Here is a 6,487-nt window from a genome sequence, read left to right as displayed (position 1 = left end):
TTGTCTTGTCAGGTTTTGACCCACTTGTGTCCGTCAGTCAGGACTGTTAGAGATTTAATGATTCAGTATGTCAACCCAGAAATCGGTATTTTTTTGTCAAAACAAGCACAGGAGAAACGGAGAAATCCTGATATGTAGCCTATACTCAGCGGATTTAGTATCACTTAAAACTCAAATCTGATAACTGATAACTGATAACTGATAACTGTTACTTATCTGGGGTCCTCTATGGTAGCGGGATTAGCAGTATTGGGAGTCTTGCTGGTGAACATTTGTATCAGACTAAAACCGACAAAAGCGAGTAAGGCTATGCCACCAATAGTAGTAACAATTTTACCCAGGAGATTTTCTGTGCGGGGTTCTTCGGGGGCATCCTCGTTGGGATCCTCCGAATGGGCAAAACGATTGTAGAGGAAATCGAGAGCTTCATTGCGAAGTTCGTAGTAACGGGGATCCTCGGTAATTTGGGAACGAACCCGGGGACGGGCAAAAGGCATCTTTAACACCTCACCGATTTTAGCGCTTGGGCCGTTGGTCATCATCACCAAGCGATCGCACAAGAACAAAGCCTCATCGATATCGTGGGTAATCATCAACACAGTTAACTGGTGTTCTTGCCAGATTTTCAGCAATTCTTCCTGTAATTCCTCTTTGGTGATCGCATCTAAGGCCCCAAAGGGTTCATCGAGGATGAGGACTTGGGGACGAATGGCCAGGGCGCGGGCGATCGCAACCCGTTGTTTCATGCCTCCCGATAATTGGGGGGGTTTTTTCTGGGCTGCTTCTGTCAATCCCACTAGGGATAGATTTTCTTCCACGATCCTCACCTTCTCAGCGTGAGATTTTTGGGGATAAACCGAACTAACCCCGATATAAACGTTCTCAAAGGCAGTTTTCCAGGGCAAAAGCGAATAATTTTGGAATACCATCATCCGGTCCGGTCCCGGTTCCTTAACCTCTTTATCCTGTAGCAGCACTTGCCCACGACTAGGAGAAGAAAACCCCGCCACCATATTTAAAAGGGTCGATTTACCGCAGCCGGAGTGACCGATAATGCAGACAAATTCCCCCTCATTAACTTGCAGCTCCACACCGTCTAAAACGGTGTAAACCCCTGCTTGAGTGGGGTATTCTTTGGCAACATTACTAACTAATAAAAAAGGCTGGGTGGTGGTGCTGGAATTCACGGTCTTATCGGTAAAAGTTTGCATATTCGTCCTAGATTTATTTTAAGGTGGGCTTTGCCCACCACAACCGTTAATTAGCGACAGGATCATCGAGGAGAACTTCCGAGACGCGATAATCGCGACGGATCGAAAAACGTTCCAGATAGCCAATCGGATCGTCGGGATTGAAAATAAGATGATCAAAGAGGGCGAAACTGTGGCGATCGGGTTCCAAATCGGGAAGGCCCAGGGACCTGCAAGCTTCGCCAAACAGATCGGGACGACGGACGCGTTCAATCACTTCCACCCAGTTGCGGGGGAAAGGCGCGTAACCCCAACGGGCAAGCTGAGTTAGGGTCCATAGGGCTTCACTCCGGCCTGGACAGTTAGCTTGATCGACGTAAAACTGGTTAAATCGGAATAAAGGTTCGGGGACAGTTCCTAAACCGCAATCGTAACCATCGAGGAAACCGGGGCGGATAATTGCCCTATCCACGCCCACATACTGGGGCTGACTGAGAATATTGACGATTTCTTCTCGATTACGCCGATCATCGCAGTATTCACAGGCTTTAATTAAAGCTTTCACCATGGCGATATGGGTTTCGGGATGTTTCGCCGCCCAAGTTTCCTTGACCCCGAGGACTTTTTCCTGGTGTCCGGGCCAAATATCAAGATCGGTGGCGATAACGTAGCCTAATTTTTCCTGAACGGCGTAGGAGTTCCAGGGTTCCCCCACACAATAACCGTCGATCTTACCCGCTTTTAGTAGGGAAACCATTTGAGGCGGCGGAATTACGGTTAAATTCACATCACTATCGGGATCGATGCCGCCACTAGCTAACCAGTAGCGTAACAGCAGATTGTGCATGGAGGCGGGGTGAACCATGCCGAAAGTGGCGATTTTATCGGGACTTTGCAGGAGGGCCTCCTTTAAGTCCTCGAGTTTTTCTACCCCCAATTCCCTGTATTTATTGCTGAGGGTGATGGCGTTACCGTTGCGACTGAGTACCAAAGCGCTAATCACGGGGACAGAGGGCTTATTGCCGGCCCCAATGGTCATGCTCAGGGGCATTCCCGCCACCATCTGGGCCGCATCGAGACGACCGGTGGCCACTCCTTGGGCGAGCGCTTTCCAGTTGGGTTCCCGTTGCAGGATAACATCCTCTAATCCTTCCTCGGCGAAGAAACCTTTCTTTTTGGCGATAATAATCGGGGCGCAATCGGTGAGGGGGATAAAACCGATGGTAGGATTGGTTTTCAGTCTGGTAGCTTGGCCGATCACCGTCACCGGCCCGGTGGGTTGACCGACTTTCTTCGATCGCTTCTGTTGGTTGAGGAAATAAACGATCTCGTTACGGAGGGAGTAGTAACTGGGGTGGTTAACTACTTCTAAACGATGCCGGGGTCGGGGAATGGGAACATCGAGAATCTGACCGATATGGGCCTCTGGACCGGTGGTTAACATCACCACTCGATCGGATAGTAATAGCGCCTCATCCACATCGTGCGTGACCATGATACAGGTAACGTGACTTTCCTCGACGATTTCCATCAAACGTTCCTGTAAATTGCCTCTGGTTAACGCATCCAGCGCCCCAAAGGGTTCATCGAGTAGCAGGACTTTTGGCCGTAGGGCTAAAGCGCGGGCGATCGCTACCCGTTGTTTCATGCCTCCCGATAATTCTCCCGGTCGTTTGTTGGCAGCATGGCGCAGGTGTACCATATCGATACTATGTTCGATGACACTTTTGCGTTCAGCGGCCGGCAGATGACGCAGCACACGGTTAACTCCTAGGGCGATATTTTCCCGGACGGTTAACCAAGGCAGCAGCGAATAATTCTGGAACACCACCATGCGATCGGGACCGGGGTCTTTAATTTCTCTTCCCTCTAAAATCACCCCCCCCACCGTGGGGCGATCGAGTCCGGCGACCATATTTAAGAGGGTGGATTTCCCGCAACCGGAGTGACCGATTAAAGAGATAAATTCCCCTTTAGTAACGCTGAGATCGATATTTTTTAGGGCGATATACTGACGGCCATCGGGGAGAGGGAAAACCTTATCAATGTGATCGACTTCAATAAATGCAGACATTTTCAGTTATCAGTTATCAGTTATCAGTTATCAGTTATCGGTTATCAGTTATCAGATGTGAGTTTTTAGTTTACTGTTTACTGTTTACTTAAAAAGCTCCCCACACCCTGCCCCCACCGAAAAATTTTTTGCCGCAAACCCTATTTATTTTCTTCCGGTACAACTAATTTAGCGATGTAGGCCATGAGGCGATCGAGTAAGAACCCAACAATACCCACATAAATCAGGGCGAGGATAATTTCACTGATCATGGAACTATTCCAAGCATCCCAGATAAAGAAGCCAATTCCCACGCCACCGATCAGCATTTCTGCCGCTACAATCGCCAACCAAGATAAACCGATACCGATTCTTAATCCAGTGAAAACGTAGGGAACAGTAGCGGGAAAAAGAATATTGAAAAAGTATTCAACTTTGGATAATTTCAGCACTCTAGAGACGTTTTTATAGTCTTGGGGAACCTGCTGTACTCCCACGGCCGTGTTAATAATAATTGGCCAAATTGCTGTAATAAAAATTACAAATATGGCACTAGGTTCGTTATTGCGAAAAGCCGCTAGGGAGATGGGTAGCCAAGCTAGGGGGGGAACGGTACGCAGGATTTGGAAAATCGGATCGATCGCATCATAAACTAGGGCGCTGCTACCGATTAAAATTCCTACGGCGATGCCGACAATAGCGGCAAGGGTAAAACCGACGGCCACCCGTTGTAAACTAGCGAAAATTTGCCAGAATAACCCCACATCCGTGCCACCATTATTGAAAAAGGGATTAATAATTAATTCCCAGGTATCGCTAACCACTTTAGTGGGACTAGGAAGGGGGGCATCGGGACTAAAACAGAGTATTTGCCAGATGAGAAGGAAAATTAATAAAGCAATCGCCGAAGTTGCTAGTTTGGGTAATTTTTTTTGCAGGTCTTTTACCCATTTCGGACCTTGAGAACGACGAGAAATAGAAACAGCCATAATCAGTTATCAGTTATCAGTTATCAGTTATCAGTTATCAGTTATCAGTGGTGAAGTGGTCAGTGGTTCAGTGATCAGTTATCAGTTATTAATTACCAGTTATCAGCAAATCATCTTTAACTGTTGACTGGTTACTGATCACTGAACACTGATTTAAACCTTTTTAATCTTGAGAGATTTCAGGTAAGCTTGGGGATTTTCGGGATCAAATTTCACGCCATCAAAGAAAGTTTCCACACCGCGAGAGGTAGAGGTGGGAATTTGATCAGCCGGAACATTGAGGGCTGTGGCGGCTTCTCTCCAGATATCTTCCCGGTTAACCTTATCAACTAAAGCTTTGATGTCCGTATCGGCGGGAATATAGCCCCAACGGATGTCTTCAGTCACAAACCAAGTATCATGACTCTTGTAGGGATAGGAAGCGTTATCAGCCCAGAATTTCATGGCTACGGGGCTATTTTCGATTTTGCGACCATCACCGAAATCGATATTACCCTGAGCGCGGCCGAGGATGTCTTGAGGATCGATCTTCAGCCATTCCCGTCCTGAAATAATCTCGCACATTTCCTTAACATTAGCGGGATCATTGCACCATTGTTGCGCTTCTAGAACAGCCATAGTTAAAGCTTTTGCCGCTTTGGGATTTTTATCCACCCAATCGGCGCGTAAAGCGAAGGCTTTTTCGGGGTGATCCTTCCACAGTTCCCCAGTAATCAGGGCCGAATAACCGAGTTTTTTGTTAACTAATTGGGCGTTCCAAGGTTCCCCCACACAGAAAGCTTGCATAGTGCCGACTTTCATGTTAGCCACCATTTGTGCCGGAGGAACAACAATTAGGGATAGATCTTTATTCGGATCGATGCCGCCGGCGGCTAACCAATAGCGCATCCAGAGATCGTGAGTACCACCGGGGAAAGTGACGGCGGCTTTAACTTCTTTGCCCGCAGATTTAGCTTTAGCAAAGGATTCTTTCAGTACACCGCTATCGAGGCCAACTTTCAGGTCTATATATTCATTAGAAATGGAAACTGCTTGACCGTTGGTATTCAAACGCGCCAGAATATACATTGGTACGGGCTGTTTGGTGATTTTGCCCAAGGTCATTAGGTAGGGCATGGGGGATAAAATATGCGCCCCATCGATACCGTTACCCGCCGAACCTAATTCGAGGTTATCCCGGGTTGCAGCCCAAGAAGCTTGTTTCATAACCTGCACATCGGGCATCCCGTGTTTAGCGAATAAACCTTTTTCTTTGGCGATAATTAAGGGGGCAGCGTCGGTGAGGGCAATAAAACCTAGTTTAGCGGTGGTGACTTCGGGAGTTTCTCCACTGGCAACGGGGGAAGCGGCAGGACTGCCGGCCGGGGAGGGACTGGTTGCGGTATTATTGGGAGCAGTGCAACCGTGGAGAATTGCTGTTCCTACGGCAGTTGCCCCGGCAGTGAAGATAAATCTACGTCTGGAAAGTTTACTCATGGACTAAAAAATCGTGATTAGAAACTAAACAAAGGTGATGAAACGGTGAAAAATTCTCATTACTTCCCCCAACTGACTGTGCGGTTATAACCGAGAAGATTTCTTGAAAGTAACTGTTGATTCAGTAAGGAGGCTTTAATTATTTTTATCTCTCGATCGCTTTTGCTTCTCCATCTAGACAGATTTAGCAATAGTTTTTGTTTAAGAGATTTTTCCCGGAAGCATAACAGTTTTGAGGAGTCGATAGATAGGGGCGGTTTTTAGTCATCTGAGCTAGAAAGATCACTTTATTTCAGGGTTATTACCGAAGCAATTAACTTAAATTTACAGTCTTCAACGGGAAAGATAGTATAGATTGTTACCAAATACTGTCAGCCATGTAATAAAAGCATAAAAATTTGTCTGAAACGCATGGTGGGGCGATGGGGGTTTTTAGCCATCTTGACTCAGTTATCGCATTTGAGTTTGCCGTTCACTGATTACCGGTTAATGTTTACCGATTACTGAAAAATCCCCGCAAATATTAGCGATGCGACCTGCTTGAGACAATCTCTGTTATGCTTTGCAATACCAAATTAAATTGTATTCAGTGCAGATAGAGCATCAAGGATGAAGGGAAATCCCGTCAGAGAAGCAACCTGTAGTTTAGACTAAATGAGAAACCTAAAAAGAAAAAAGAGGAAGAATCAAGCAAAATAGAGAGAAAATAAAAGATGTTAAAGAATTTATCCTCTCTCTATGACCAAATATAACAGATATACCAGATTTCGCCAAGATAC

The 6,487-nt window shown here is 46.5% G+C and carries 4 protein-coding genes; all 4 read right to left on the bottom strand.

The annotated features are described in order from the left end of the window. Nucleotides 1–212 precede the first annotated feature (212 nt). Complete coding sequence (locus IM477_RS13115) at nt 213–1,211, bottom strand: ABC transporter ATP-binding protein (RefSeq protein ID WP_287732081.1); 999 nt, start codon at nt 1,209–1,211, stop codon at nt 213–215. A gap of 46 nt (nt 1,212–1,257) precedes the next feature. Beyond that, nucleotides 1,258–3,264: an ABC transporter ATP-binding/substrate-binding protein gene (locus IM477_RS13110; protein WP_287732079.1), complete on the bottom strand. Its 2,007-nt coding sequence runs from the start codon at nt 3,262–3,264 to the stop codon at nt 1,258–1,260. A gap of 140 nt (nt 3,265–3,404) precedes the next feature. Further along, entirely contained in the window at nt 3,405–4,232 is an 828-nt protein-coding gene (gene ntrB / locus IM477_RS13105) for a nitrate ABC transporter permease (RefSeq protein ID WP_287732077.1), read from the bottom strand. Nucleotides 4,233–4,385: 153 nt separating this feature from the next. Next, a complete protein-coding gene (locus IM477_RS13100; protein WP_287732076.1) occupies nt 4,386–5,708 on the bottom strand; it encodes a CmpA/NrtA family ABC transporter substrate-binding protein in 1,323 nt (440 codons plus the stop codon). Between the last annotated feature and the right edge of the window lie 779 nt (nt 5,709–6,487).

This window comes from Microcystis sp. M090S1, assembly GCF_020246295.1.
GTDB classification, from domain to species: Bacteria; Cyanobacteriota; Cyanobacteriia; order Cyanobacteriales; family Microcystaceae; genus Microcystis; species Microcystis aeruginosa.
The sequence above is the reverse complement of the archived record's forward strand: the minus strand, read 5'-3'. Positions and strand labels throughout refer to the sequence as shown.

Bases quoted from the DNA above. Each gene is read 5' to 3' on its own strand.
- IM477_RS13115 (WP_287732081.1), bottom strand. From the start codon at position 1,211: ATGCAAACTTTTACCGATAAGACCGTGAATTCCAGCACCACCACCCAG.
- IM477_RS13110 (WP_287732079.1), bottom strand. From the start codon at position 3,264: ATGTCTGCATTTATTGAAGTCGATCACATTGATAAGGTTTTCCCTCTC.
- ntrB (WP_287732077.1), bottom strand. From the start codon at position 4,232: ATGGCTGTTTCTATTTCTCGTCGTTCTCAAGGTCCGAAATGGGTAAAA.
- IM477_RS13100 (WP_287732076.1), bottom strand. From the start codon at position 5,708: ATGAGTAAACTTTCCAGACGTAGATTTATCTTCACTGCCGGGGCAACT.